The organism is Methanolobus sp. (assembly GCF_016278385.1).
Taxonomy (GTDB): Archaea; Halobacteriota; Methanosarcinia; order Methanosarcinales; family Methanosarcinaceae; genus Methanolobus.
Genome location: NZ_JADQBY010000002.1, coordinates 187,847 through 214,298 on the forward strand (window position 1 = coordinate 187,847; position 26,452 = coordinate 214,298).

Here is a 26,452-nt window from a genome sequence, read left to right on the forward strand (position 1 = left end):
CATGGGAAGGGCTATCATCAAAACCGAGCACCTTGAAAGAGTTTACATAAATGGTGCAGTAAAAACATACGCTCTTCGGGATATCAGTATTGAGATCAAAGAAGGTGAGTTTGTTGCCATCATGGGAAAAAGTGGAAGTGGAAAAAGCACTTTGTTGCACCAGTTGGGACTTTTGGATAAACCTACTAAAGGAAACATAATCATAGACGATCATGACGTCATCAACATCTCTGAAAAAGAAAGGACAAGATTCAGACTTGATGAATTAGGCTATGTTTTCCAATCATATAATCTTATACCGGAACTTACCGCCATAGAAAATGTCTATATCACACCAATGGCAAGGAATTTTAAAAAAGAAGAGTACGAGAAAATGGCAGAGGACATTCTTACTGCAGTTGGGCTTAATGATCGGATGTATCATTACCCATCTGAACTTTCCGGAGGGCAACAGCAAAGAGTATCCATTGCAAGAGCACTTGTAAATAAACCAAAGATACTTTTTGCGGATGAACCCACTGCAAACCTTGATTCTGCATCCTCAGAAGATGTCATAAATCTGTTCCGGAAATTCAACCAAGAGATAGGTCAAACCATAGTAATGGTAACCCATGAAATTGAGGAAGGTGAGAAAGCAGACCGGATCATCTGGGTCAAGGATGGATTACTAGATATGGACAAACAGCAGAATATCTGATTTTACAGACAAAACACGTGCATTTTTAAGTCTATCCGTACAATATTCTACTATGGCCTCCTATGACTACGTTCACGGCTATTCCGAAAGAGAATCTGTCCGCCTATGCGACCAGGCAAACACACTGGAAGAACTCCTGCACAGCGATACAAAATACCCGGCAAACAGCAAAGTGCTTGAAGCCGGATGTGGTATCGGTGCCCAGACGGTAATCCTCTCAAGGAACAGCCCACAGGCAAAAATAACATCCATAGACATATCAGAGGACTCACTGAACAAAGCTAATGAACGTGCTGCAAAAGAGGGAGTTAAAAATGTGGAGTTTCGTGTGGAAAGCATCTTTCACCTCCCATTTGAAGATGAGAGCTTCGACCACATTTTCGTCTGCTTCGTGCTTGAACACCTAAAGGAACCGGTTCAGGCTCTTGCAAACCTGCGCAGAGTACTCAGGAAAGGGGGCACTATCACCGTCATTGAAGGCGATCACGGCTCATGTTTCTTCCACCCGCAAACAGAGGACGCAGTAAAAGCCTGGAATAGCCTTGTAGAAGCGCAGGCAAGGCTCGGAGGCAATTCACTCATCGGCAGGCAAATCTATCCGCTTATCAAAAAAGCAGGCTTCACTGACATTACAGTCTCACCCCGCATGGTTTACAGCGATTCCAGCAGGCCACACATGGAGGAAGGTTTTGTGAGAAGGACCATTATTCCTATGGTTGAAGGTGTCAGGGAGAGTGCCATTGAACTAGGAATTATTGATACTGAGAGTTTTGACAGAGGGATTGAGGACCTGCACAGGACTGCAGCGGAGTATGGGACTTTTGTTTATAGTTTCTTTAAGGGGGTTGGGAGGAAATAAACTCCCTAGATGTCTAATTATTTGAACTGACGATCCAAATCATTTGCCAGTTTGTTTAGTGGACTTGCACTGGCAAAATGCTCAGATTGTGACGAAGCAACCAGTATACCTCCTAATATTGTTGCAACGTCATATTCACCCAGAACCTGATCAAGGAATGAGAATCCAATTCCTAACCATAAGTCGTATTCCACTTCACTAAAATCGTCAAAAAACAAAATGATACCCACTTTATCAGGCGATTGATCCTTTATTAGCACGTAATGGACATCTTTCACTTTGACTTTTTTCTCTCCATACACCACATCATATGGTTCCCTCCTTGGCCTGAACTTAACAACAGACCATTTATCCATTTGTGGAGCAGCAGAATAGAGCTTTTTAACATCTTCAAAAGCAGAAATAATTCCACCTGCACTTAAAACGAACTCTCTTTTTCCATTGACAATTGGACCAAATTCAAAGACAATATCTTTGTTTACCTGCATCATTTGAGAATGAAGCTCCTTGAAAACAGAATCCTGGTCTTTTTCAAAATTCAGTATCTTTTCTTCGTTTTTCTGGAACCATGACCAGAATTTTTGTTCTTTGCTTTTAAAAATGGAAATCATAGCACCACACATCATAATATTTTAATTGATAGTAATTGGGACAGTGTATAAATATCTATCAACGTTTCCCTTTAAATGCTAATGTTCTTACTATAGATATCTCTTCATAAGTAATATCGAGAGAATCAGGTATAGGCCTGTGATTACCTAATAATCTCTGAAGGACAGTTGGTTCACTTTCTCCTATTATCTCAAGAGCTTTTTTTGCTGCTCTTTTTACATCTTCAACAGTACCTTCAGAAGTATAAATCACAGCAAAAGCAGTAGCTGACCAAAAACGTTCTTCTTTTGATGGCCACAGACCTTTATCCAAATTAGCAGACATGAGTTCCATTAATTGTTTATTTGGCTTGAGTTTAGATGCACGAAGCCAGCTTCTAAGCCTTTTAAAATCATGACCAATAAGATTAGTACCTATATCTGCCCATTTTGTATAGCATTCATATGCTGCAAGATAGTCACGCAAATATTTTTCTAAAATATATCCTTTCACTTGCAGGGAATAAGCCATACCAACATCATCATTATAATGTTCCATGGCATAATCAAGGATTTTTATTGCTTCAGATACTTTATAGTTATCACCTGTTGAAGCAATATTGTGGGATTTGTCTGCGCAGTTTTTCATTTTATGATAGTCTGTAGGAGACCTCCTGAGCCTAACAAAAAAATCATGTTTTATGCCCTCATTCCATTCATTTGACACTACAATTTCAGATAATTTCATGATAACAAATAATCTGCAAGAATATATTACATTAACTAAAAGAGTTGAAAATTATACTTTTATTCAAATGCAAAAGAACTACACTTTCCTCCCCACAATCACAAACCCATTCACCCGCTTCCCTGTCCTTGTCACAAACTCATCATTCTTGAAATACTCAACCTCAAACCCGTTCTCGATCAGCAAAAGAACAAGCTCTTTCTCAGTAAAATGATGAGCAATATAAGCAAGTTCCCCGGTGTCCTCATCATAAGCAACGATTGAACCCTCCTCTTTTGTCACCGGCAGGTCATTGATGTAGCGTTCACGATAGAGCTTCGAGTGCCAGGTCTGTCCGAAATCAGCGATGTAGAGATGACCTTCTGGTTTCAGAACTCTGCACGCTTCCCGGATTATTCTGCCACGGTCCTCTTTTGAGACAACTGTGGTCAGGAAAGCCTGCATTACTGCAACATCGAAGCTTGCATCGGGGAAGGGGAGAGTTGTGGCATTGCCCTTAACGAACAATGGGATTTGCGGGCAGTTCTGTGATTTAGAAAAGGATTTTGCCATACTCAGCACCTCAGTGTTGACGTCAACACCGGTTACCGAATAGCCATGCAATGCCAGGGGAATACTTACTTTTCCATTGGCACAGCCGATATCAAGGATATGGCAGCCTGGAAATGTGTATTTGTAGATGTTCGGGTCAAGCTCAATGGTTGTTGGGATGTTCTTTCCCTCAATTTTTGACCATGAAGATGATTGGCTTTCCATTAGACAGACTCCGTGATATTTTAGCTACTTGCCTTTGCCCCTTATAATAGGCCTGAAGACTATTTGAACATCTGGTACACCAGATATCAACAGAGCCTGAAACAAACGTTTTATTATGATAACTGTGAGAAGTAAATACCATGACACAGATAGATGCCAGGTGCACCTCCAGAACAAAAAGTATGATCCTTACCATTCTCCTGTTTATCCTTGCAGGTATTTTTGAGATTGGAGGAGGGTACTTTATCTGGCTCTGGATACGGGAGAACAAAGATATCAGCTTTGCACTACTCGGAGCTATCACCTTGTTCCTTTACGGAATCGTTCCAACCTTCCAGACCTCACATTTCCATAGGATATACGCCACGTATGGAGGCATATTTGTGGTTATGTCGCTGTTATGGGGTTGGGTGTTTGACAGAATTCCGCCGGACACTTATGACATCATAGGCTGTATTGTAATTCTTGTTGGCGTGGGAATCATTTACTTCTGGCCCAGGGAAGGTGAATAATCATGAACGAAGGATCGGTATCATTTGCACTCGTATCCCTCGGACTGTTCTTCCTGGCCGCCCTCTTTGAGATTGGCGGAGGATACCTCGTATGGTTATGGTTGAGGGAAAAGAAAGGCATATGGATAGGGTTGCTGGGAGGAGTCGTGCTTGCAGTCTACGGGATCATCCCCACTTTTCAGCCCGCACACTTCGGAAGGGTGTATGCTGCGTACGGAGGAATATTCATAGTCTCCTCACTTATATGGGGAAAGTTCGTGGATAGAACAGAGCCGGACAGGTATGAAATAATTGGTGCCTTGATAGCTCTTATAGGCGTATTCATCATGTTCTATATTCCAAGATAAAGCATCCACTTGAGAAATGTCAGTTTTCCAGAGAACACTTTGATGGTTTTTTACTGGCCAGCTTCTGCTCAGCCTCATACCTGCACTCCCTCATAACAGGTTCGGGAATCAGTTTCCTGACCAACAGGAACCCCAGAGGAACAAGAATAATATCATCAATTGTTCCTATGACAGGAATGAAATCAGGAATCAGATCGATCGGACTTAAAGCATAGATGGCAACACCACCTGCAAGCACCCGGGTGTACAGAGGCAGATCAGTCCGTTTGCTTGCCAGAGAGAGAGTCTTTGTGTGTAGCTGCACCTTGTAGAATTTTTCCTTTAATAATGCTTTAGCTGCTATTTTTACTATACCCATTGATTAAACCTCCAAAAGATGCAATTATTTGAGAATATGTCACACGTACATAACAAAATTACGCATCAAATATTAATCGGTCTGGAAGTATCCCACTCTGCTTCAATAAAATGTTTGAAAATACGTACATGTTCTTTTCCATTGTACCATGTGGCATTAAGGTTCATGGGAAAGTTTTCATCCTTTACAGTAACAATCAAGAGTTCTTCATTGTCGATTACCAGTATCCCGCCCTTAAGAGGAGTGGCATTGCGCTTTTCTTCATATACCCTAACCTCTACTCCGGGAAACTCTTCTGCTATGTCATCAACATGGCTTTTATCCCGTCCGGTGATCTTTACCTTCACACCTTCGCTGATCTTTTTCATGATTGCCTGCTTTATGCTTTCCATTATAGGATAGACTTCAATTACCCTGTTCAACGAGGAATATGAAGAAGCGAATATGATCTCCTCCCGGGCTGATTCCAGCATCCCTACTATCTTATCATTAACATTCTGCACACCGCTGATACTCCATACGGAATCTTCCTCCACATTTCCTGCATTTGCATGGTAGAGAAGCTCAAGTTGTTCCAGGGAAAAAATAACGGCGTTCTCGTAATCTACTTTCAGCCGGTTGATCACCGTATCAGGAGCCTTTGCCTTGTAACGCATAGGCTTAGTGTTCTGAGTCTCAATAAGCCCCTTGTCTGTGAGCTTATCTATGACACCATAAACAGCAGAGCGCGGTATCCCCGAAAGTGCGTGTATATCCGCGGCAGTTCCACTCCCGTACTGCGTAAGTACGACCAGCGTCTTCGCTTCATAAGAAGTAAGACCCAGTCGCTGAAGTGATTCGATCAATTCATCCATAATCGTCCTTAGTTAATTACCTTCTATTTGTTATTTTTCTTCTTTCGTACCCTTTTTCTTTGATCTCAAATACAGAGGTGTACCAATGAAACCAACCAGAAGAACAGCGCCAACCATAGTAGTTCCGTTTAACTTAGATTCGGAAGCATCAACACCTACAGTTGCCTTAAGACCTTCGGAATACTGGCTCTCGTCATGCTCATCCTTATATTTGACCTCAGAGTTTATAGAGTATGTCTTCACTGTAGCATCATCTGCAACGTTTACCTCGAAGGTTGCGGTTTTTGAATCGCCTGGATACATGTCTCCAAGATAGGCCTCATCATCTGTGGTCGTAAAAGGATCAACAACACTTATCCTTGCGATACAATCGTATGCAATATCATCTCCGGTATTAGCGTATGTGATATTGATATTTTCCTGGTCCCCTGCCTGAAGATCAGATTCAGTCTTAATCACCTTGAAATATGGTTCATCCTCAACGACCACCTGAACGTACATTGTCTCGTTCATATCCTCATACCAGTAGTAAGTATCGCCGTATGGAGGAGTGACAGCTGAATCCTTCTGGTACCTGTAGGTCACATAAAGCTTCAGATCATAAGTACCAGCCTTTGCATTGTCGTATATTTTGATAGGAAAAGCTGCGGGTGAATCAAGTGATTTGCCTGAACTTATAGAACCCAGAAGCAATGTGTCAAGCTGGATATCTATAGGAGCATCAGAATCCACCAGTGAAAGTGTTGCGGTTATGGACTCTGCTTTTGTGATAGCTCTGTCAGACGCAAGTTCAGCTGACATAAATGACCTTGTGAGAGTTTCACCAATCTGGCCATCCCTGAAATCATCTTCTATTTCATCATCATCTGCTTCGTATCCTGTAATCTGCCCGTCATTCATCAAGTTCACATACAGGATTGCTTCGTCACCCCTCTCGAATACATCATCGCAGGCGAGATTTGCTGTCAAATGAGGGGCTCCATACACATCATAATAATCACTTGCAATTTCTGAAACAACATCATCATCTATGCTTGCGGATACAACCTGCATGCTGCTAATTAGCAGGAGTGCGATTGTAAGCAACTTTACATTTTTAAGTGAAATCATATACTCACCTTATTATTCTCTATATTTTTTTCTGCAACTTTATCTGATACTTTCCGTCCTGATCTCCACAAATCCAGGTTTACCATGATAGGTGGCAGGACGACAACTGTACTGAACAACGAAAAAGCCACAGCTATAACCGTAACCTTTCCAAAATCGCTTAACATCGGGAATGATGATATTATAAGGGCTGAAAAACCGAATATTACAGTAGAACCCGATGCAATGATAGCTGGCCCTACTGAGGAAGCAGCCTTTTCCATGGCATCATATGGCTCTATACCCTTATCACGTTCCTCAAAATACCGTTCAAGCATAAGTATTGTAAATTCAGCTCCAATGCCTATTGAAAGAGCACCAAGAGTAGCAGTTAAAGGATTATAGGCCATGTCAAGGAGATACATCACACCGCCAATCCATCCTGTTACCATCACAATTGGCAATATTGTGGACAGGGCCTTCAACCAGTCCCTGTAGATAACCAGCATACCAAGGAAGATGATAGCCATTCCGAGGTATCCCATCTGAGTCCTGCCTGATGTGAGAGCACCTATAATGGAAGTGGACATTACCTTTGAACCGGTAGCAGTTACCGAAACACCTGCTGGTGGAGTGTACCACTGCAGATCACTTTCTATCTGATCGATGGTGGCTGAAACCTGTTTGGAAGAGAGATCACTCTCAAGTTTCAGGTTCAGAATACCGAGATTGCTACCTTCTATGTACTGATCAGTGACAATAGAAGACATGCTGTCTGTAATGGCAATAATCGTGTCTTTGTCAGAAGGTATTGAGCCATAACCCGAGTATACCAGTGAACCGATGCTGCTGGAGCCTGTAATATGACTATTGCCTTCTTCTTCCATTTCAGAGAAATCCACCATCCATTGCAACACATCCGGCTCCATTATATCATCAGCTTTGACGATAATGTTGATCTGATCTATGCCGCCCATGACACTGGTCAGCTTGTTCAGGTCCTGCAAGGCCTGCATATCCTGCGGTACAAAGTCTTTTGTCTCGGTCTGTACCCCTACGCGCTCATCAGCATATAGTCCTGCAACTGCAAGGATAGATGCTAGAGCAATGATGATCAATGGCCTCTTTGCAGAGAACATTGTGACTCTGGAAAGCAGCTTTCCAATAGCAGTTTCCTTTGGTTCTGCCTGCTTTACAGGAGCACGTTTCCCAGAGCCAGCGCATTGCTTTTTTTCAGCCCGTCTGTCAAGTATGTACAATATGGAAACAAGAACGAACATAGAAGCAAGATAACACAGGAGTACCCCGATAAGGCTCATTTTTCCAAAGTCCTGTATCATCGGGACCGGGGATATCAGAAGGGCAACGAAACCAAGGCATGTAGCCACAACGGCAACACCAACTGCCGGACCGGTGTGTTTTATTGTATCGATTATAGCCTCTTCGACACATTCGCCTTTTGCAAGCTCTTCTTCCATTCGGTTATGGAACTGGATAGCATAGTCTGCCCCAAGTCCGATAAGGATAGGAAATACCGCCATGGATGCCATTGTCATGGGTATACTGAGGAAACCCATTGCTCCGAATGTCCATATCAGACCAATAAGAACGACAGGTATTGGCAGAAGACTCCATCTTACATGCCGGAACACTATAAGCAGGGCAATTATCATCAGAACAAATGCAAGAAGAAGCATTGTCTGAAGACTGGAACTCATCTCCTCTGACATTGCTATTCTGAATGCAGGTTCACCTGTTGCAACTGCGGTGGTACCGGCAGGAAAATCAACCACTTCGATTGTCCTCTCAACCTGGGTAAGAACCCTTGCCTTGCTTTCCTCGTTAATATTTCCAGGCATCTGGATCATGATGATCGTATGCGTAGTATCAGGCATGAACTGGTCAACATAAGTAGAAGGCAATTGATCGATAATTGTAAGGATCGTGTCGTCATTATCTGGTATTTCAGCACGACCGGTCATGGAATATGCTGCATCTTTAACCAGAGATGCCATACTGATAACATTCTCTACATCCTTGTCCTGTTCTATTATGGCATCAAAATTGTCAATTGCTGCCAGAACTTCGGACTCCTGGACATCGCCAGAATCTACAAGCACCATTACAACTTCGCTTCCAAAATTACTCTTGTAGATGTGATCATAGTTCTGATAAATCTCCGACCCCTTTTCAACAAAAGTGTCAGTTCCACTTTTATGCTCTATCAGGCCTGCGCCCTGAAATGCCACAAGCATCAGGAGAATCGCTACGATAATAATTCCCATGGGCCATTTTTCTATAAATGTCCCTATTTTTTCGAAGATTATTTTTGCAGACATGATAACTGTCAGTATTACAGTACTAACACAATATATAGTTTATGATTAACACCTATTTGCAATTATATTAATACAAAATACTCATTGGTCCTAACAGATTAAAATAAAAGAAGGTTCTAAAACATCAAAAAATACAAAATAAGAAGACATAATCGTATCAATCAGAAAATATCAGATTTATGAAAGAATACAAAGTCAGCCATTTACGTGCCCATATCTCTGAGGGAAATGAGCATCGCTTTTGGTCATAAGAATAAAATATCATTTTTTGTGTAGAAGTTTAGACTCAGAAATCTGAATATAATATCCGATTACGAACGTTGCCGGAATACCAAGAAGTAATACCGCTAACCCACCAATATAGGGATTGAACATAAGACCTGCACTATAAAACAAAGCAAGGATTGGACGATGGAAAAGATATACGCAATAAGATGACGTTGAAACAAGTAAGAAAAAATTCTGTAATCTCACGGAAGAGATTTGCGAGATCTTTCTGCCAGCATAATATGTCAAAAAAATGAAAGGCACAACTAACATATAAATAATAAAAATCTCGCCGAATATGTTCAGTGAACTCATACGACGAAAAACCGGGAATGTGCTGATATATAAAATAAGCATTATTGGAATAAATCTACTGAAATTCATGTTCGAGAAGATGTTTTTGTGGCTGGAGATTATACCTGTGATAAATACAAAATAATAATAGAAAAAACGGACCTCAATAATATTGAAAAGTACATGAAGAGCGGCAAATATTACAACAATAAAGATGGACCTCAAAACTATGTCATTAAGATTCCGGGATTTTATTACCAGTACTGGATAAAGCAGATAATACAACAGAATCAATCCAATGTACCATAAGGTCAGAATTGGAGTGACATATTCTGGTGCAAGCAATACCTGAGCTCCAAGGAAGTGTATTAAGTAAGAAGTAAAACTCGCCTTAAACGGTAACGCAAAATCAAAACCAATATCTTTGAAAATAAGCTCAAATGTTATAAAGAAAGAGATTAAAGCGATCAAATAGAGAGGATAAATCCTAATTAACTTTTTTTTGTAAAAACTAAAAATATTACCTGATTTTAGATTAGAAGTTGTAGCATAAAGCAAATATCCACTCATAAATATGAAGAGACCTAACCCTAAATGACCAACATGGAAGAACTCATTTATTGAGGTTAATGAACCTATTCCATACCCAGGCAAATGAGTTAATAAAATTAATAAAATAGCAATAGACCTCATGAAATCAAATTCAAACTGTCTTTTCAAAGTATAATCACCAACCATCTGAAAGATTCAGAGTCTTACCTCAGAGTAGGCGCCTAATATATTTATGCAAATTGGTCGAAATATAGAAAAATATTTTGATTAACAATCTTAATTCTAAAAAATAAAATTAGAGAAAGAGATAGCATGCGATCTGAAATATATAAGCTTTAAATTTAGAGATTTCACTTGCTCCATTTAAGAGAATATAAATCCACCAAATTAGAATGGAGAGAAAAATAGCCTAATTTGAGAATATCAATATGCTTTATCTTAACCAACATTTTTAATATAATCGTCTGCTTTTCTAACACTTAAATATCTACACATTATACCCTATTTCAAATTCGAGGAACTTACGATGATCACTAAAGAAGAAGTAGAACACGTAGGCTGGCTCGCACGCATCGAAATCGATGAGAAAGAATCCGATGCTTATGCGCAGAAGCTCAACTCAGTGCTGGACTATTTCGAACAGCTCGATGAAGTTGATACTGAAAATGTGCCACCTACATACCATGTTGCAGACATTATGAACGTATTCAGGGAAGATGTTGTTAAGCCATCCATGCCACAGGAAGATGTGCTTTCAAACACCGAGAACAAGCAGGAAGGCAATTTCAAAGCCCCAAGGATCATGTGAGGTGTGCAAATGGCAGCATGGACAGACATTTCAAACATAAAGCAGAAGATTGCGGACTCGTCAGCCGAGGAGGTTACAGCAGCCTACATCGAGACCATCGGTAAGAGTAAGATAAACGGATTCACAACCGTCTGGGACGAAGCTATTAACACAGCTCGTGAGATTGACTCAAACGGCCACGATGGACCTCTGGCAGGAATTCCAATCGCAATCAAGGAAAACATATCCACAAAAGGACTGTCTACAACTTGCTCATCAAAGATACTTCAGGGATATGTGCCACCATATGACGCACACGTCATCGAGAGGTTGAAGGAAGCAGGTGCAGTAATTCTTGGAAAGACGAACATGGACGAATTCGCCATGGGCACATCTACCGAGTCAAGCTGCTACGGACCTACATTCAACCCATGGGATATGAGCAGAGTTCCCGGAGGTTCATCAGGTGGCAGTGCCGCTGTTGTTGCAGCAGGTGAAGCACCTATATCCCTTGGATCAGACACCGGCGGATCAGTTAGATGTCCGGCAGCATACTGTGGTGTGGTAGGACTTAAACCAACCTACGGATGCATCTCAAGATACGGACTCATCTCCTATGCAAACTCACTTGAACAAATTGGCCCTCTGGCAACAACCGTTTCAGACATAGCAACAATCATGGACGTTGTTGCAGGATATGACAGCAGGGACAGCACATCCATCAACAGGGAGAACAACTACAGCGATGCCCTGAAAGATGATGTAAAAGGAATGAAGATCGGTGTGCCTGAAGAGTACTTCGGAGAGGGTATCGACAAGGATGTCGAAAAGTCTGTATGGGATGCCATCAGCAAATTCGAGGACATGGGAGCTACTTACGAGAAAGTATCCATGCCGCACACAAAATATGCACTTGCATCTTATTATATCATAGCCATGAGCGAAGCTTCATCCAACCTCGCCCGCTTTGACGGAACCAGATACGGACTCCGTGCAGAAGGCGAAAACTGGCATGTTATGGCATCAAAGACACGTGCAGAAGGATTTGGAACAGAGGTCAAACGAAGGATACTGCTTGGAACCTACGCACTTTCAGCGGGCTACCATGACAAGTATTACCTTAAAGCACTCAAGGTAAGGACACTTGTAAAGCAGGACTTTGATAAGGCTCTTGCTAATGTTGATGTGCTTATGGCACCTACCATGCCAGCATCGGCATTCAAGATAGGCGAGAAGATAGAGGACCCACTTTCACTTTACCTCGCAGATGTCAACACAGTACCTATCAACCTTGCAGGTGTGCCATCTATTTCAGTACCATGTGGATTTGTAGACGACATGCCTGTTGGATTGCAGATAATAGGCAAGCAATTCGATGAGAATACCATCATCAAGGCAGCCTACTGTTTTGAGCAGAACACCAATCACCATACCAGAAGACCCCGGGAGGTGGCATAATGGTTTACGAGAACCCTGACGGAGTCAGAATAGGACTTGAAGTTCACGTCCAGCTGAACAAGCTCAACACAAAGCTGTTCTGCGGCTGTTCCACAAAATACCACGACTCCGAACCTAACACTCATGTATGCCCTGTATGCCTGGGACTTCCAGGTTCACTACCCGTCATCAACGAAAAGGCAGTTGAATACGCCATGAAGATAGGGCTTGCACTGAACTGCAGCATTGTTGAGCAGACCCAGTTCCACAGAAAGAACTACTACTACCCTGATCTTCCAAAGGGCTTCCAGACCACCCAGTATGATTTCCCGATAGCAGGTGAAGGGAAGATAGTCATTGAAGGGGAGGATGGGGAACGTGTCATTGGAATTACACGTGCTCACATGGAAGAAGACCCCGGAAGGCTTCAGCACATGGGAAGCATTGACAAATCCAAGGGTACACTCATCAACTACAACCGTTCCGGAATGACCCTTATTGAGATTGTCAGTGAACCGGATATGAGAAGCCCAAAAGAGGCAAGACGCTATCTTGACAAACTCAGGAGTATACTCGACTACCTTGATGTTTTCGATGGTGACCTTGAGGGAGCTATGAGGGTAGATGCCAATGTCTCCGTGTTTATGGGTGAGCGTGTTGAGGTTAAGAACATCTCATCCTTCAAGGGTGCTGAAAGGGCACTGCTCTACGAAATAATGAGACAGAAGAACCACATCAGACGTGGTGGCGAGATAACTCTGGAAACCAGGCACTTCGATGAGGCCAGAGGTGTGACACTGTCCATGCGTACCAAGGAAACTGAGAATGACTACCGTTACTTCCCTGAACCTGACCTTGTACCTTTAAGAGTGGCAGACAGAGTGCCGGAGATACTTAAAACATTGCCGGAACTTCCTGATGCAAAAAGAGCGCGTTTTGTCAAAGAATACGACATCATCGACATGCACGCAAGGGCGCTCACCACTGAGATAAAGGTAGCCAACTTCTACGAAGATGTGGCAGCAAAGGTAGACCCAAAGGCAGCGGCAGTGTGGGTTGCAGATATCCTCAAGGGAGAACTCAATTACCGTGATCTGAATATTGATGCTTTCAATGTGGGTGACATCGCAGAGATCATCACTCTGGTAACCGAGGAGAAGATCACAGAAAGTAGTGGTGTTGAGATTATACGCACCATCCTTGACAACGGAGGAAAACCTCAGGATATTGTCAAAGAAAAAGGACTACTCAAAGTAGAGGATGACATCGTGGCAAAGGCAGTAGAGGAGGCAATTGCTGAGAACCCTGAAGCTGTTGCAGATTTCCATGCAGGTAAGGAAAAGTCAATGAACTTCCTTGTGGGCAAGGTTATGCAGAAGACAAAGGGACGCGCTGATGCCCGTGAAGCAAGAGAGAAACTCATTGCGAAACTGAGTGAATAAATTTTAAAATAGAATGGGGATATAACCCCATTTGCCACCTTTTTTTACAGACATTTGACTAAAATTCACCGTTTGGTGGCTCATTATTAGAGTTAAAGGTGCTTTGAATCAACATTCTCAAGGAATGCCTCGCCGCGTACTGTGATAACGTAAGTCGTTTCATCTTCTTTTTCGATATAGAGGGTATCCACAAGCATATCAAGATTCAGCCTAGCCTGTACATCATTGAGATCGAACTTGGTCTTGACCTCATCAAAAGTCATTTTGCCTTCACCCAGACTTTCAACAATGTGCCTTCGGACAGGATTCTGCATGGCTTTCAAACCAGCCCTGTGGTCCTCAGTGGGATTCTCCTTGAGCTTGCCTTCTTTCTTTGCTTCCTCGTACCACTCATCTCTTCTTTTCTTCAGATCACCTTTTGGTTCGTCCTTTGGTTCGACGCCCTCAAGGTAGTCCTCGCCACGTGGTGTGATGATATAGGTGATCTCATCCTCTTTTTCAATGTACAGAGTATCCTCGAGCATTCCAAGGTTCATTTTCAGAGGCATGTCTTCAAGGTTGAATTCGACCTTTAGTTCGTCGAATGTCATCTTCTTTTCATTCAGAGTTTTGAGGATGTTCCTTCTGACAGGGTTTTGCAGAGTCTTCAGTTTTGCGTCGTGTTCCTCTTTAGGACTTCTTTTGAGCTTCCCCTCTTTTTTTACCCTTTCGTACCATTCCTGCCTTCTTTGTTCCTTATCATCATTGACCATAGTAATCGTTCATTATTAATTATTATATTTGATAAATAGTTTTTCCTGTAAGAAAGAATATCCGGAAGCAATATATATACCATAGAATAGTATGACAGAACTATTTAATAGGACTCGAAAATGAGCACGGATTTGCCAAAACAATTATATGTTTTGAGCATCATGTAAGCAGCCTATCATTCAAATTCATAATACATATTACAATCATTTAGGTGAAAATAATGGCAAGATTTCCAGAAGCTGAAAATAGAATACTGATTAAGAAGATTTGCATGGAATGCAATGCTCGCAATGCAGTCCGTGCAACAAGATGCAGGAAATGCGGAAACAAGGGCCTGCGTATGAAGTCCAAGGAAGCAAAGGGTGGCTGATCGTTTTCATGCAAGTGGAAGAGTACCTCAATAAGATCGCAGAAAGCGAAGGTACAGTTCACTTGACACTTATCGACCCGGCATCCCAGACTCCGGAAGAGGCTGCAGAGATAGCATATGCTGCAACTCTAGGAGGAACGGATGCCATCATGGTCGGTGGTTCCACTGGAGCCGGAGGAGTAGTTCTGGATCAGACACTCCTTAAGATTAAAGAGAAGACAGACAAACCAACCATTCTGTTCCCAGGCAACGCAGCCGGTGTCAGCCGATATGCTGATGCTATATTCTTCATGAGCCTGTTGAATTCCCGTGATATCAATTTCATCACGACCAGTCAGGCAATGGGAGCGCCGCTTGTTTACAAGAGTGGTATTGAACCGATATCTATGGCTTACCTAATAGTGGAGCCTGGAGGAACGGTTGGTTGGGTAGGCGATGCCAGACTCATACCAAAACATAAGCCTGAGCTTGCAGTTGCCTATGCACTTGCAGGAAAATACCTTGGCATGCACTACACTTATCTGGAAGCAGGCTCCGGTGCTAATGCACCAGTGACTCCCGAGATGATAGGTGCGGTAAAACATGTTCTTGGAGACAACAAACTAATAGTTGGTGGCGGAATACGTGACGGTGAAACTGCAAAATTATGCGCCCTTGCAGGAGCCGACATGATCGTAACCGGAACGATTCTTGAAGAGAGTTCAAATGTCACTGCAAAGATAGAAGAGCTGGTCTCAGCTATCAAGAAGTAATTATTAAAGGATTATCCTTTTTTTCTAATATCTCTTCATACCAGCTGCAACATTCACGGAGGTCTGATGATGCTTGAAGTATGCAATGTCGTAAAAGAGTATGAATTCAATAACGAAAATAAAAGAATTCTGGATAACATATGTTTCAATGTTGCAGACGGAGAAATCCTCGGAGTTACCGGGAAAAGCGGATGCGGCAAAACCACCATTTTAAAAATACTCAGAGGACTTGAGGATTTTGATTCCGGTTATTTCAAACTTGATGGGGAAAGAATCGAGCCAAATGCAGGAAAAGATAAACAGAAATTTCTTGCACGCAAAAGTGCAATACACCTTCAGCGCAATTTTGGGCTCTGGAACGGACCTGCAATTGAGAATATAATTCGCAAGCTGAATTTCCTGATAGAAGGTCACGAAGGACTCCCAGAACCTGATGACCTCAACTATGATGAGTTATACGAAGAAGCCATGTATTACATGCGTCTTGTAGGACTTGAGAACAAGGCAAAGCATTCTGCAAACCTTCTGAGCGGTGGAGAGAAGCAAAGACTCATACTTGCACGCCAGCTTGCAGCAAAACCAAGACTTTTACTTCTGGATGAACCTGTGACCATGACCGGTCCCGGCACAAAACAGGACATGCTTGATCTCATTAAGAACATCAAGACAGAACTGAACATCCCTATTATCATCGTTTCACACCTCCCTGAAGTCCATCTATACCTTGCAGACAGGGTCGCATACCTGGAAGAAGGCAAGATCATTGAGATTGGCGAAGCTGAAAACGTACTGAAACATTTCCTGAAGGATATCGAAGAACAGGTTCCACTTACCGACAAGGCAGATAATGACCCGATAATAAAGGTAACAGGACTCTCAAACCGTTTTGTCCTTTTGAGGGTAGGAGAAGTGCTAAAGTTTGAAGACCTTTCACTTGACATCAACAAAGGAGATATTACTGCACTTATCGGACCTTCCGGTGCAGGAAAGACAATACTTCTGAAGATGATAGCTGGCCTCAGGATACCAAAAGAAGGAGATATCAGTTATTTGCATGATGGAAACTGGATGAACATCACCGACTTTACCCTCCAACGCATGGACCTGCGCAGGAAGATGAGCATCATGCATCAGGAGTTCACACTTTCGCCCCATTCTACCATCAGAGACCAAATGGCATTCAAACTGCGTCTTAAAGGTGAAAGATCACTTGATTATGCCCGACAAAAGGCTGCAGAACTTGGTATATCGGATGAAGTACTTGATACACTTTACAGGATAACTGAAGTTAACGAAGAAGAGAAAGACAAGACGCTTCGGGAAATAAACCAGTCCATTGAAGTATATTCCAAGCTATTCCCACAGATCACAAGAGAGGATGTCGATGAGCATGCTGTCGAGATATTTGGAGCTCTTGACCTTCCACTTTCAATACTCGATAAAACCCCTTACCAGATAAGCGGCGGAGAACATGTTAGAGCATATATTGCACTGGCACTTGTATCACGCCCTGAAATACTGATCCTTGACGAGCCATTCGGTGACCTTGACCCGGTCACCCTCAGAGATGTTACAAACTCCCTGAAGAAGATTAATCAGAAATTTGGTACAAGCATCATATTTGTAAGTCATCACATGGACTTTGTAAAGGAAGCTGCAAACAGAGCCATTCTTATTGATAAAGCAAAGATAATCATGGATGGCAAACCGGATGATGTATGCAGCAAACTCATTGAAATGAGTAATGCAAAGTACCTTGAGCATGATATCAGTGAACTGACTGGGAATTGATTTTTTAGATTATATTCTTTTTTATTTTATTTCCTTTTTTAGTTTGCCTGACATTTTGTGATTTTAACACTAAACTTGACGGTGTCAAGCCAGGCATATCCCAGAATAAGATATTTATTGTAACACAGGATAATTAATCACTGGAGATTTAAAATGAAAGACGTTTCAGATATCACAGAAATCATGAAAAAGGTTGGTCTTTTTGGAATCGGTTTGTGGGCATTGACAGAAGAGAAGATACAGGACATTGCCGACGACCTTATCGAGAATGGGGAAATCAAAAAAGAAGAGGGTAAGAAATTTGTTCGTGAGGTTATCGACGAACAAAAGAAACAGAAGGAAGAAATTGAGAAAAAAATCTCATCAAAAGTACAAGATACCTTCAGCAAAGCTGATGTTGCTACAAAAGATGAGGTCCAGGAACTCAAAGATATAATTAAAAGTCTCGAGGAAAAGATAGAAAAACTCGTTGGCTCTGATGATGAGGAGAAGGATGTTTAACCCTAAAACGGAGGAATAAACTTTAGCAAAAGCGACAACCTCTTTCTGCTTTTTTCAAAGATGCTTTATTCTTTGATATATGAACAGACAGGAGGGAATCCGGATGCACCATTGGATGAATGGAGCATTCATCCACCCTCACCCTGCACAGGAGATATACTGGATATAGAAGGAAAAACAAATCCCGGTGAAACTATAGGAATGGCAGTTTCATTCACAATATACACCCCGGTCATTGATAATGAATATAGATACGTATTCAAAAATATCAGAATACCCGGAGGAAGTAACAGTTTTCTGGTAAGATCACAAAAAGTCGATGATCTGAACTTTATCGTTCATATGTTCGTGGATTTTAAGCGTAGCTTTGACGCCGAGGGCGGAATCGCTGAATTCTTCGAAAAGAACGTTCCAGCCGGAAACTATGAGATCGTAGTTGAGGGAAACGCACAGGACGGTGAAAAGGAAGTAAAGATCGATTTTGTAGCTACCCAGACTATCAAGGCAGACGAAGAGGGCAATTTTTATCATAAATATGATACCAGTGCACTGCCTGATGGGGAGTTCACTGTGAAGATAGGAGACAGTAAAAAAATAATCACATTAATGCCTGCTAATTAAAGACAAAAATTGAACAATAAAGGAAAAAAGGGAATCACAGTCCCTTTGCAATCATAAGTTTTATGAAATCTATGGATTCCATTACAGGTACGCTGTCTATCACACAGACATCCGACCATGGAATATTGAATTCTGCATACGCTTCTGAGCTTTCTGCCTCATAGAGAATGAAATACCTGCCCCCATTGAGGTCTACCCACTGGTTAATTACATTAATACCTGCAGGTGGTCTTAAATTCTTAAAATGTTCAATTACCTTTTCACTATCATGGGGATCCCATGAGCTTATATCAAAAAATAACATTCTTCCTCACTCCTCATTACTATTTTCGAACAATTTGTCAGATAGTTTCTGACTATAAACAATTTGGAGTGCTAAATTATAAAACTGTTCCTCTAAATTTTTAAATCCAGGTATTGACGATAATTTAATAATAAAGCCAGCCATAAATAATACTACATCCAAATAAAAAAATCAAAGTACAAGGACGATTATGAGACCCCGGAAACTCCATAGATATTCAATGATCAAGAGATATGGGAAGATCGTTGATGCTCTAGTTAAGTATGAATTTGGACATATTGTTGACAGGCTTGGAATCGGTAATATAAGACCTTTGAGATCAAGGATCAAAAAGCAGGAAAAAGTTATCAAAGACACCGATTCCGGGCCCACGAAAGCCAGGTTGATGCTGGAAGAACTTGGACCTACCTACATAAAACTTGGCCAGATCCTTAGCATGCGCCAGGACCTGATACCTCCTGAATATATCAGGGAATTTTCCAAACTCCAGGATGATGTGCAGCCTTTCGGGATTGAAGAAGTAGAACATTTGATCAAGGATGAACTAGGTTCCGGTATTGATGATCTTTTTGAGTATTTTGACGAAATACCTATTGCTGCAGCTTCGATAGGCCAGGTTCACCGTGCAAAATTAATAAGTGGTGACGAAGTAGTGATCAAGGTCCAAAGACCTGGGATCCGGAAGATCATAGAAGCAGACCTGGATATTATGTACAGTATTGCAGCTTTTGCAGAAGAACACCTGCCAGAGGCGAGGTTATATCGCCCTGTCGATATTGTAGAGGAATTTGAACGCTCTATCCATGCAGAACTTGACTACAATCAGGAAGGCAGAAATGCCGAGCACTTTGCCCGCAATTTCCAGGATCATACACGCATATACATCCCAAAGGTCTACTGGGACCATACCAGCATGAAAGTGTTGACCCTTGAATACATTGACGGTGTCAAAAGCAGTTCCTTTGAGGAACTTGAAAGAATGGAAGTCGATAGAAAAGAAATAGCCATCGATGTGCTGAATGCATTTATGAAGCAGGTATATGATGACGGATTCTTCCATGCAGACCTCCATCCTGGAAATATTTTCATAATGAAAGATGGCAGGATAGCACTTCTGGACTTTGGAATGGCAGGATTTCTTTCCTACGATATGCGCAATTTGCTCATTGATGAACTTATTGCCATTACAAGAGGTGATACTGCACTATATATTGAGCTTTTAAGAGACCTTGGTTCAATAGAAGACGAAGTAGATACGGCATTGCTTAAGATCGACGTTGATCACCTACTATACAAATACTACGGAAGGCCACTCAGGCAACTTAACACCGCACAAATAATGGAAGAAATGATCAATCTGCTGAGAAAATACCAGGTAAAGGTTCCGACCAATGTTGCACTATTATCAAAAGGCGCAATGACCATTGAGGGTTTTAGCAGCATCATGGACCCGCAGATCAATCTGACAATTGTAGCAGAGCCTTTTGCAAAGAAAGCAATAAAGGATCGTATTCGTCTCACTAACATTGCAGGCAGTGCGTATAGAGATATTAGCAACTGGTCACGTGTCCTTCACAGAGCACCCATGAAGATATCCCACATACTTGATATCGCAGAAAGGGGCTACCTGAATTTGCGGTTCGAGCACCATGGTTTTGATAGAATAGTTGCTGAAATAGATGCTGCAAGCAACCGCCTTGCCTTCAGTCTTATCATTTCAGCCATAATCGTGGGCTCTTCCCTGATAATACAAACAGGAATGGAACCCCATATATGGGGGGTTCCGTTAATGGGCGTCATTGGTTTTCTGATGGCAGGGTTTTTGGGAATGTGGCTGGTAGTATACATTCTTCGAACGGGAAGAATATAAATTGAACAGTACATCTTAAATAGACATAGAATATAACTAATACGCCGATGACAATGGCCATCGATAACCATCTTTGAGTGAAAAAATGACTGATCCAAACGTTGAGAGAAAGCTTGTCGAAATTATGCGCATTATTAGTGAAAGTGACAAGCCAGTGGGTGCGCGACTTATAGCTGATGAACTCCACAATCGCGGTTATGCAATAGGAGAACGAGCCGTAAGGTATCATTTACGTATACTGGATGAAAGAGGATTCACTAAAAAACACGGATACATCGGGCGCACTATAACTGAACGTGGAAAGAAGGAGCTTAATGATGCACTTATAAGTGATAGGTTTGGTTTTGTCATTACCAAAATTGAAGAGCTTATGTATAAAACTGACTACGACCTGGAATCAGGCAAAGGCAACGTTATTATCAATATCACGAACATAGACAAAGATGATTACGATAATGCTACGGAAATCATAAGATATGCAATGGATCATGGTGCGACCATCAGCCCAAGAGTAGGGATAATTGAAGAGGACACGGACCTTGATATTTACGTGCCAGAGGGGAAAGTGGCCATTGCAACTGTGTGCAGTATTACTTTTGACGGTTTACTTTTGAACAACGGTGTTCCCGTAGTTCCTATTTACGGCGGCCTCATGGAAATGCAAGATTATAAGCCTGCAGGTTTCCTGGACCTTATATCATATAGCGGGACATCCATTGATCCTATTAAGATCTTCCTCAGGCGTAAAGCAACGTCCATACTCCAAGCGATTGAAACAGGCAACGGAAACATGCTTGCAAACGTACGTCAGATTCCGTCATCTGCAGCTCAAAAAGCAGCAGAGATACTGGAAATGGCAAAAAAAGATGACATCAGCGGTCATATTACAATTGGAGAACCTGATGAGGATGTCCTTTATGCACCCATAGAACGAGGAAAAGTAGGCATCCCTGTAATGGTAGGCATCAACTCTGTTGCTGCTGTGGAAGAAGCTGGTATCCATGTTGACACACATCCGGTGTCAACAGTAATGGAATACAGCAAAATGAAAAAGCTTTGAGGAACTATTCAAGTTCCGCAAGCAGATATTTATTGTTTTTGATGGTGCTCATTATTGAAAAATAACCTCTCCCTAATTCAGTGGAGAGGATCTTATATGAATCCTTATCCATTATTCCGGCGCATTTCAATGCATGGTATATGGACATGACATTTTTTATTTCACCATCAATCCATCTTTTTCTCTGATTGACATGAAGATTACTCCATCCTGATATTATATACATAGAACCAGTGTCTTTCAGAACCTTCTGTACCTGTTTCACCCACATGTCAGAAAAGTACCTGTTGTTTTCCTTTGAAACTTCAACGTAACCCTTCACTACGTGCTCTTCCTTGCGATTATAGAGTTTGTGGAGGAAGGTCACCTTCTATTGCAAAAGGAGAATCTGTAATTATGAGATCTACAGAGCCATCGGGAATATAAGATATAGCTCCGGAAATATAGTCCATGTTATAATAGACATCTTGCATCAACAGAATACAAGTTCCAGTATATATATACGACTATGAACTATATATATTATTCGTGAAGTCACTAAACTTTTTTAACTCCCGCAATATTGAACTCTTGATCCGCCGCATAGAAGAGAGAGAGACATGGCAAAAGTACGGAAAATAGCCAACTCTTTTTATATTGCTTAAAGTGAAAAATAACTAATGTGTGGGATTTGTCAAGTTTCTGCCGAGTTTAAGCCGTGGAAACGGATAACTTTGTAGGAAAATTAGAATATAAACTAATATAACACGCTAAGTTACCGAATAAAAACAATTAGTTTAAATAATATGAAGTCTACACATAGAATCCGCCTTCCTATAGAGGCAAAAACAAAGGTGTTACTCATGTATGGAATATCACAGAAACTCAATTACAAGATGATCTGGCAGGCTTTACTGCTAATGAGCGTCATATCTATGCTATTTATAGTTCCTGCATCAGCAGGAACAGTTGAAGAAAACAGCGAATCAATTGCAAACCTCCAGACTGCACTTACGGTCTTGTGGTTGATTATTGCAGGTGCAATAGTATTTCTGATGCATGCAGGTTTCTCACTTGTTGAGATAGGCCTGACACGTACAAAGAACACAGCCAACATTCTCATGAAGAACTTCATGACAATATGTCTTGGTATCGTAGTATACTGGGCAGTCGGCTGGGGAATCATGTACGGTGCTGATTTTGCAGGTCTTATAGGTATTGACCAGTTCTTCCTGGTTGGTGCTGACAATGCACTATGGAACAGCTGGTGGTTCCAGATGGTCTTCGCAGCAACCGGTGCAACAATTGTTTCCGGTGCAATGGCTGAGAGGACTGACTTTAAGGCATATCTTGTTTACACAGTATTTATGGTAGCACTCATCTACCCTGTATACGGACACTGGGTATGGAGTGGTGCAGGAATACTCACAAGCGGATTCCTCGTAGACTCAATCGGTGCATCTTTCCATGACTTTGCAGGATCTGGTGTTGTACACTCAATTGGTGGATACTCCGCTCTTGCAGGTGTATTAATTGTAGGTGCAAGAATTGGAAAGTTCAAGAACGGCAAGGCAATACCAATACCAGGTCACAGCCTTCCACTGGCATTCCTCGGTACCATTATACTGGCATTCGGCTGGGTAGGATTCAACGGTGGCAGCACCCTTGATGGTAACGACCCATATGTTAGTATGGTAATTGTGAACACTTTCCTGGCAGCAGGTGCAGGTGCAATCATGGTCATGATCATCACCTGGATGAAGACCGGAAAGCCTGACCCATCCCTTACTGCAAACGGAATGCTTGCAGGTCTTGTAGCAATCACAGCACCCTGTGGTGCAGTTACTAACTGGGCAGCGATTGTCATTGGCCTTGTAGCTGGAATCATAGTATACGCAGGAGTAATGTTCAATGAAAACACGCTTAAGGTGGATGACCCTGTGGGTGCAATCGCAGTACATGGATACTGTGGTACCTGGGGACTTATCGCAGTAGGTATCTTTGCACTCGGGCAGGGCGAAGGTTCAATGCTGGCAGATGCAGCATATACATCAGCCGGAGCAGGACTACTCTACGGTGGATATCAACAGTTCCTAATTCAGGTAGTCGGTGCAATACTCAGTATAGTCTGGGCATTTGGTATCTCATTCATAATCTTCAAGGTACTCGACTGGACAATAGGACTTCGTGTATCTGCAGAACACGAAATTGCAGGACTGGACATTGTAGAACACGGAATCAGCGCATACCCAGAATTCATGATTCAGGAGGAGTGATTTAAATGATGAAGATCGAAGCAATCATAAGGCCAACAAAGATCCACGAAGTCAAGGATGCACTTGATGAAGCAGGATTTGAGAGTATTACCGTAACTGATGTGAAAGGCCGCGGTAAGCAGAAGGGCGTAATGCAGCAGTGGAGAGGACGCAAGTACTGTGTCGACCTGCTGCCAAAGATCAAGATGGAAATGGTAGTCAATGATGACAGCGTTGACAAAGCGGTTGACGTCATCATGAAGACCGCAGCAACCGGTTCTATCGGCGACGGTAAGATATTTGTTTACCCTGTGACCAAGATCATCAGGATCCGCACAGGAGAAACGGACGAAGAAGCAATTTAAGTGCTTTCTTCCTTTTTTATTTTTATTTTTATTTATTTGAAAGAACAATCACAGCGAGCCCCGGAAATTCAATATACCTATTGCACAGGATTCTGCAAGTCCAGTTGTCAAATTATATAGTGCTTCCATAGTTTTTCGGGGCTCTTCCCTAACTACATTTTTGCATTACGTTTTTTATTTTGAAGTAATGGATATTGGGAATGGGAACGGGAGCAAAACGTAGGCATATGGAAAAACATCATGATTCAGACCTAATTGTCAAATCAGGAGAAGCGATCTAAATCGGCAGATAGAAGTCCATAAAACAGCACAACTCTAATATATAATCCATTGTATAATAAACCGAGAGATGCACCTGGATCACAGACACAAAATATTACTCGTTGATGATGAGAAGATAAACATAGCAATTCTTACATCCTACCTTTCTGACACCTACGATATAATTTCAGTATCAAACGGTGAAGATGCACTTGAAGCAGTGAAAAAAGAAGATCCAGACCTCATACTTCTTGATGTGGTTATGCCTGGAATGGACGGATTCGATGTCTGCAGGATAATCAAGCAGGAGTATAAACTTGATTTTATACCTATAATAATGCTTACTGCCCTGAAATCCAGGAACGACCACCAGAAAGGCATTGAAGTTGGTGCGGATGATTTCCTGAAAAAGCCCGCTGAAAAGTTTGAGCTGAACAAAAAGATAACAGCCCTGCTACGAATCAAAGAACAACATGATTCACTCCTCACAGACAGGAACAAAGCATACGACTATCTTGACCATGTAGGTGTTTTGATAGCAGTTCTTGACGACAATTACAAGCTTGTCCACATCAATAAAAAAGGAGCTGACATCCTTGGATATAACAGGGACAATATCATCAATAGAGACTGGATGGATCTTTTTGCCGCGGAAAGCTATAGAGAGCATATCAAAAACAGATATGATAAACTTCTGAAAGGAAATTGTATTGGGTCCGAATACCACGAATACCCCATAATGACCATCACGAGGAAAGAAAGACTTTTCAGGTGGTATGATTCGGTCCTGAAGAATGAAGAGGGAAAAATAAACAGCATCCTGATATCAGGAGAAGATATCACAGAGAAGAGAATGGATGAAATTAAATTAATGGAATATGCAAATCAATTGAAGCATTCCAATGATCTAAAGGACCTTTTCACCGACGTATTGCGCCATGACCTGTTAAATCCTGCCGGACTTATTAAATCATTTACCGAGATACTCGAGGAAAAAAATCCCAGCGATGAACAAAAATACATAATCGATAATATCAAAAAATCAAATTTGAAACTCATTGAACTTATCGAAGATGCAGCACATCTTGCAAAGCTTGAATCCATGGAGGAAATGGTTTTTGTAAGAATGGATATAGGGTCAATAATAACAGACCTGGTTCATAGTTTTACACCAGAAATAGAACGCAAAGGTATCAAAATAGAGATGAAAACAGGCGTCTCTTATCCTGCACTCGCCAACCCGATGATACGGGGCGTTTTTTCCAACCTGCTTTCAAACGCAATAAAGTATAGCCCCGACAATACCACCATCATGATAAGAGTTGATGATACTGCTAACAGATGGAAAGTGAGTGTTACAGACCAGGGAAATGGCATCCCTGATAAAGACAAAGAAGCTGTTTTTGACCGTTTTAACAGGCTACATAAAGAAAACATAAAAGGAAATGGAATCGGGCTTGCTATAGTGAAAAGGATTATGGACCTACATGAAGAAAGTGTGGGAATCAATGACAATCCTAAAGGTAAAGGAAGCGTTTTCTGGTTCACATTGAAAAAGATTCAGAGATAAAAACTGAAATTACAACTTACAATCAAGAAAAGATGCACAGCAGATGTGCAGCTTTGATTCTCTTTCTTTATC

27 protein-coding genes and 1 pseudogene are annotated in these 26,452 nt (G+C 41.7%); 17 read left to right on the plus strand and 11 right to left on the minus strand.

The features are described 5' to 3' along the window. Window position 1: 1 nt before the first annotated feature. Complete coding sequence (locus QZZ23_RS01265; RefSeq protein ID WP_292466373.1) at window positions 2-697, plus strand: ABC transporter ATP-binding protein; 696 nt, start codon at window positions 2-4, stop codon at window positions 695-697. A gap of 52 nt (window positions 698-749) precedes the next feature. Then, complete coding sequence (locus QZZ23_RS01270; RefSeq protein ID WP_292466374.1) at window positions 750-1,556, plus strand: methyltransferase domain-containing protein; 807 nt, start codon at window positions 750-752, stop codon at window positions 1,554-1,556. Between the two features lie 17 nt (window positions 1,557-1,573). Here the strand turns inward: QZZ23_RS01270 and QZZ23_RS01275 are convergent, their stop codons facing one another. The 3 genes from QZZ23_RS01275 to QZZ23_RS01285 all read right to left on the minus strand — a co-directional run bounded on the left by QZZ23_RS01275 (window position 1,574) and on the right by QZZ23_RS01285 (window position 3,650). Beyond that, complete coding sequence (locus QZZ23_RS01275) at window positions 1,574-2,167, minus strand: hypothetical protein (RefSeq protein WP_292466375.1); 594 nt, start codon at window positions 2,165-2,167, stop codon at window positions 1,574-1,576. A gap of 58 nt (window positions 2,168-2,225) precedes the next feature. Then, window positions 2,226-2,894, minus strand: a complete 669-nt coding sequence (locus QZZ23_RS01280) for a hypothetical protein (RefSeq protein ID WP_292466376.1) — start codon at window positions 2,892-2,894, stop codon at window positions 2,226-2,228. A 78-nt stretch (window positions 2,895-2,972) separates the two neighbouring features. Next, complete coding sequence (locus QZZ23_RS01285) at window positions 2,973-3,650, minus strand: class I SAM-dependent methyltransferase (RefSeq protein ID WP_292466377.1); 678 nt, start codon at window positions 3,648-3,650, stop codon at window positions 2,973-2,975. 140 nt (window positions 3,651-3,790) lie between these two features. On the opposite strand from QZZ23_RS01285, the gene QZZ23_RS01290 reads away from it, so the two are divergent. Together QZZ23_RS01290 and QZZ23_RS01295 are read left to right on the plus strand one after the other, a co-directional pair. Further along, window positions 3,791-4,162: a YnfA family protein gene (locus QZZ23_RS01290; protein ID WP_292466378.1), complete on the plus strand. Its 372-nt coding sequence runs from the start codon at window positions 3,791-3,793 to the stop codon at window positions 4,160-4,162. Window positions 4,163-4,164: 2 nt separating this feature from the next. Next, window positions 4,165-4,509, plus strand: coding sequence for a YnfA family protein (locus QZZ23_RS01295; protein WP_292466379.1), 345 nt, complete (start codon window positions 4,165-4,167; stop codon window positions 4,507-4,509). Window positions 4,510-4,558: 49 nt separating this feature from the next. Here QZZ23_RS01295 and QZZ23_RS01300 read toward each other — a convergent pair. From QZZ23_RS01300 to QZZ23_RS14640, 5 genes and pseudogenes are all read right to left on the minus strand, one after another. Next, a pseudogene (locus QZZ23_RS01300) lies at window positions 4,559-4,774 on the minus strand (DUF1232 domain-containing protein); the annotation flags it as partial. A 158-nt stretch (window positions 4,775-4,932) separates the two neighbouring features. Beyond that, on the minus strand, window positions 4,933-5,721 hold the full coding sequence (locus QZZ23_RS01305; protein WP_292466380.1) for a TrmB family transcriptional regulator: 789 nt from the start codon (window positions 5,719-5,721) through the stop codon (window positions 4,933-4,935). 30 nt (window positions 5,722-5,751) lie between these two features. After that, a complete protein-coding gene (locus QZZ23_RS01310; RefSeq protein WP_292466381.1) occupies window positions 5,752-6,831 on the minus strand; it encodes a hypothetical protein in 1,080 nt (359 codons plus the stop codon). Beyond that, the gene (locus tag QZZ23_RS01315; protein WP_292466382.1) at window positions 6,828-9,149 is read right to left on the minus strand and encodes an RND family transporter; all 2,322 of its coding nucleotides are present in this window, start codon (window positions 9,147-9,149) and stop codon (window positions 6,828-6,830) included. Before QZZ23_RS01315 ends, QZZ23_RS01310 begins: the two co-directional genes overlap by 4 nt. A gap of 261 nt (window positions 9,150-9,410) precedes the next feature. Then, window positions 9,411-10,448: an acyltransferase family protein gene (locus tag QZZ23_RS14640; RefSeq protein WP_366931289.1), complete on the minus strand. Its 1,038-nt coding sequence runs from the start codon at window positions 10,446-10,448 to the stop codon at window positions 9,411-9,413. A gap of 340 nt (window positions 10,449-10,788) precedes the next feature. On the opposite strand from QZZ23_RS14640, the gene gatC reads away from it, so the two are divergent. Genes gatC through gatB form a run of 3 tightly spaced genes read left to right on the plus strand, consistent with a single transcriptional unit; the run spans window position 10,789 to window position 13,928 of the window. After that, entirely contained in the window at window positions 10,789-11,070 is a 282-nt protein-coding gene (gatC, locus tag QZZ23_RS01325; protein WP_292466384.1) for an Asp-tRNA(Asn)/Glu-tRNA(Gln) amidotransferase subunit GatC, read from the plus strand. Window positions 11,071-11,079: 9 nt separating this feature from the next. Further along, complete coding sequence (gene gatA, locus QZZ23_RS01330; protein WP_292466385.1) at window positions 11,080-12,507, plus strand: Asp-tRNA(Asn)/Glu-tRNA(Gln) amidotransferase subunit GatA; 1,428 nt, start codon at window positions 11,080-11,082, stop codon at window positions 12,505-12,507. Further along, entirely contained in the window at window positions 12,507-13,928 is a 1,422-nt protein-coding gene (gatB, locus tag QZZ23_RS01335) for an Asp-tRNA(Asn)/Glu-tRNA(Gln) amidotransferase subunit GatB (RefSeq protein ID WP_292466386.1), read from the plus strand. The genes gatA and gatB overlap by 1 nt, the downstream gene beginning before the upstream one ends. Window positions 13,929-14,020: 92 nt before the next feature. Here the strand turns inward: gatB and QZZ23_RS01340 are convergent, their stop codons facing one another. Next, window positions 14,021-14,680 (minus strand): hypothetical protein, encoded by a 660-nt coding sequence (locus tag QZZ23_RS01340; RefSeq protein WP_292466387.1) that lies wholly within the window; start codon window positions 14,678-14,680, stop codon window positions 14,021-14,023. Window positions 14,681-14,901: 221 nt separating this feature from the next. Between QZZ23_RS01340 and QZZ23_RS01345 the strand changes: the two genes are divergently transcribed. The 5 genes from QZZ23_RS01345 (at window position 14,902) to QZZ23_RS01365 (ending at window position 18,716) form a co-directional block, all read left to right on the plus strand. After that, window positions 14,902-15,051 (plus strand): 50S ribosomal protein L40e, encoded by a 150-nt coding sequence (locus QZZ23_RS01345; RefSeq protein ID WP_292466388.1) that lies wholly within the window; start codon window positions 14,902-14,904, stop codon window positions 15,049-15,051. Window positions 15,052-15,059: 8 nt separating this feature from the next. Then, window positions 15,060-15,803, plus strand: a complete 744-nt coding sequence (locus QZZ23_RS01350; protein ID WP_292466389.1) for a geranylgeranylglyceryl/heptaprenylglyceryl phosphate synthase — start codon at window positions 15,060-15,062, stop codon at window positions 15,801-15,803. A 66-nt stretch (window positions 15,804-15,869) separates the two neighbouring features. Then, a complete protein-coding gene (locus QZZ23_RS01355) occupies window positions 15,870-17,594 on the plus strand; it encodes an ATP-binding cassette domain-containing protein (protein WP_366931290.1) in 1,725 nt (574 codons plus the stop codon). Window positions 17,595-17,747: 153 nt separating this feature from the next. Further along, complete coding sequence (locus QZZ23_RS01360; RefSeq protein ID WP_292466390.1) at window positions 17,748-18,095, plus strand: hypothetical protein; 348 nt, start codon at window positions 17,748-17,750, stop codon at window positions 18,093-18,095. A gap of 72 nt (window positions 18,096-18,167) precedes the next feature. After that, on the plus strand, window positions 18,168-18,716 hold the full coding sequence (locus QZZ23_RS01365; protein ID WP_292466391.1) for a hypothetical protein: 549 nt from the start codon (window positions 18,168-18,170) through the stop codon (window positions 18,714-18,716). A 34-nt stretch (window positions 18,717-18,750) separates the two neighbouring features. On the opposite strand, the gene QZZ23_RS01370 is transcribed toward QZZ23_RS01365, so the two are convergent. After that, window positions 18,751-19,020 carry a DUF3303 family protein gene (locus QZZ23_RS01370; protein WP_292466392.1) on the minus strand — a complete coding sequence of 90 codons (270 nt, stop codon included), beginning with the start codon at window positions 19,018-19,020 and terminating at the stop codon, window positions 18,751-18,753. Between the two features lie 220 nt (window positions 19,021-19,240). Between QZZ23_RS01370 and QZZ23_RS01375 the strand changes: the two genes are divergently transcribed. Both QZZ23_RS01375 and QZZ23_RS01380 read left to right on the plus strand, forming a co-directional pair. Continuing rightward, a complete protein-coding gene (locus QZZ23_RS01375) occupies window positions 19,241-20,890 on the plus strand; it encodes an AarF/ABC1/UbiB kinase family protein (RefSeq protein ID WP_292466393.1) in 1,650 nt (549 codons plus the stop codon). An 85-nt stretch (window positions 20,891-20,975) separates the two neighbouring features. Beyond that, complete coding sequence (locus tag QZZ23_RS01380; protein WP_292466394.1) at window positions 20,976-21,950, plus strand: DUF128 domain-containing protein; 975 nt, start codon at window positions 20,976-20,978, stop codon at window positions 21,948-21,950. Between the two features lie 4 nt (window positions 21,951-21,954). Here the strand turns inward: QZZ23_RS01380 and QZZ23_RS01385 are convergent, their stop codons facing one another. Next, window positions 21,955-22,317: a hypothetical protein gene (locus QZZ23_RS01385; protein ID WP_292466395.1), complete on the minus strand. Its 363-nt coding sequence runs from the start codon at window positions 22,315-22,317 to the stop codon at window positions 21,955-21,957. Window positions 22,318-22,792: 475 nt separating this feature from the next. Between QZZ23_RS01385 and QZZ23_RS01390 the strand changes: the two genes are divergently transcribed. The 3 genes from QZZ23_RS01390 to QZZ23_RS01400 all read left to right on the plus strand — a co-directional run bounded on the left by QZZ23_RS01390 (window position 22,793) and on the right by QZZ23_RS01400 (window position 26,380). Then, window positions 22,793-24,205 carry an ammonium transporter gene (locus tag QZZ23_RS01390; RefSeq protein WP_292466396.1) on the plus strand — a complete coding sequence of 471 codons (1,413 nt, stop codon included), beginning with the start codon at window positions 22,793-22,795 and terminating at the stop codon, window positions 24,203-24,205. 5 nt (window positions 24,206-24,210) lie between these two features. Beyond that, window positions 24,211-24,549, plus strand: coding sequence for a P-II family nitrogen regulator (locus QZZ23_RS01395; protein ID WP_292466397.1), 339 nt, complete (start codon window positions 24,211-24,213; stop codon window positions 24,547-24,549). Between the two features lie 349 nt (window positions 24,550-24,898). Then, window positions 24,899-26,380: a response regulator gene (locus QZZ23_RS01400; protein WP_292466398.1), complete on the plus strand. Its 1,482-nt coding sequence runs from the start codon at window positions 24,899-24,901 to the stop codon at window positions 26,378-26,380. Window positions 26,381-26,452: the final 72 nt, after the last annotated feature.